2 protein-coding genes and 1 pseudogene are annotated in these 1,785 nt (G+C 56.8%); all 3 read right to left on the bottom strand.

The genetic code is table 11. The features are described from left to right. Nucleotides 1-109: 109 nt before the first annotated feature. A pseudogene (locus tag KH616_RS24765) lies at nucleotides 110-574 on the bottom strand (prepilin peptidase); the annotation flags it as partial. 76 nt (nucleotides 575-650) lie between these two features. Continuing rightward, on the bottom strand, nucleotides 651-839 hold the full coding sequence (locus KH616_RS24760) for a Flp family type IVb pilin (protein WP_292254820.1): 189 nt from the start codon (nucleotides 837-839) through the stop codon (nucleotides 651-653). Nucleotides 840-1,513: 674 nt separating this feature from the next. Beyond that, nucleotides 1,514-1,785, bottom strand: a 272-nt coding sequence (locus tag KH616_RS24755; protein WP_292254818.1) for a hypothetical protein, incomplete at its 5' end; no start/stop codon positions are given.

Raw genomic sequence — 1,785 nt, 5'->3', positions numbered from 1 at the left:
GCCGCCGCGCGCATGGACTTCGGCCATGTTGGATTTCAGCTTCTGGAACAGGCGATCGTCCGGCGCGATCGTGACTACCGGCATCGCACTCGTGACGAGCGCAAGCGGGCCATACCGCCGCGGGGGCGACCAAGCAGGCGGCGTACGGTGTCGAGCGTCGTCCGCCAAGCGCCATCGCAGGCGCGCCGCGCTGCCAGAGCGCGCTGAACGACGTGCGCGACAACAGTATCAACGTGAGCGAATGCACGCCGGCCACGATGCTCGCGACGACCCAGAACCACAGCAGCGGATGCGTGCCGCACCAGGCGCCGAGCACCGCGAATACTTTTACGTCGGCTGCACCCATGACGCGCAAGACAAAAAAGGGAAAAAGGCCGGCAAGTCCGACGAGTAAGCCGAGCAATGCCTGTTGAGGCAAAACATGGAATGGGTTGGCACCGGCAAATAAACTCATTAACGCAGCAACCAGTCCTGCGACAACGAGCGCATTCGGCACGCGGCGAAAGCGAATGTCAGAAACCGCCACGAGTGTGACCCACGTAAAAAAAATACTGATTCCGAGAAGCTTTGCCATGTCATAACCGGACGTAGACACAGAAACGAGCGGACTACAATCGCAATCCGCTCGCCATGGCTATGGAACGTGGGAATCAGCTGCCTGCGGTTGTGGTTCCCTTAGGAAGCGCGCTGGTAATGGAATCGAACAAGGCGGTGAGACCGCCGTTCAATTTCGTGAGCGAACCGATGATGGCAACCGCAATCAGACCCGCGATCAGCCCATACTCAATCGCGGTCACCCCGGTTTCTTCCTTGAGGAAGCGAATCATCATTGCTTTCATTATTTTTTCCTCGTGCCAGTACGTCTCTCTTTGGCCTCTTATACGTCCCCGCATATTTGGCCCCTACCCCGTATCGCTCGCTGCGCCTGCTGCAACGGCAATCGGAGACCACTTCTTTATAGCGTGTCTCGACGGACACGTATCATCATTTGATGCAAGTTAACATTCGCGCCATCGACCTCCTTTTCAGGTCTGAACCGAACCGTACATTACTCACACCGCTACGAATCTTATCCCCGATCCTCTGACAATTCCAACCGCTTTTAACAATATCTATCGTAAAACCGAGCCGTAGCCCAGCGTATTTGTACGGCGTTTCGGTAGGTCTTACACATAGGACTTACGATAGGTTAGATGTGCACATCTAATCCATCTATGAAACCCAAGACACGTTCCACGACCGTTGCCCGCGTGCGTTACGCCACGCTCGTAACGCCAACGATGTGACGTTACGTTACGACCCGGCGGAAATTGCGCTGACATCGGGGCGCCAAATCAATTTCAATATTCTTTCAATTCGCTCAAGTCCTTTTCCGACAAGGACATTGTTCAGCTTATAGGCAATCCCCGAACGATCGGTCATTGAAATGGCACGACAGTTGCAGAGTAGTCCGCGCAGCATTCAACACAACACGAATCAAATGCGAGGACGAAATGGATATTCAGGTAATCCCTCATGGCGCACTCCGGGCGACTCTGATCGCGGCCACCGTAGCCACCATGCTTTCCCTCTCCGCTTGCGGCGGTTCCGGCAGCATCAGCAAGGGTGTCGGCGGATCCAATGCCAGCGGCAGCAATTCGATTTCCACGTCCGGCGGTGGCTCATCGGGCACGAGCGGCACGTCTGGTGACGGCACGGGCAGCACCAGCGGAAGCACGAGCGGAAGCACCAGCGGGAGCACGAGCGGGAGCACGAGCGGGAGCACGAGCGGGAGCACGAGCGGGA

The organism is Burkholderia sp., assembly GCF_018375725.1.
GTDB lineage: Bacteria > Pseudomonadota > Gammaproteobacteria > Burkholderiales > Burkholderiaceae > Burkholderia.
This window is presented reverse-complemented; position numbering and strand designations above follow the sequence as displayed.

Coding starts and splice junctions, on each gene's coding strand:
- KH616_RS24760 (WP_292254820.1), bottom strand. CDS start 839: ATGAAAGCAATGATGATTCGCTTCCTCAAGGAAGAAACCGGGGTGACC.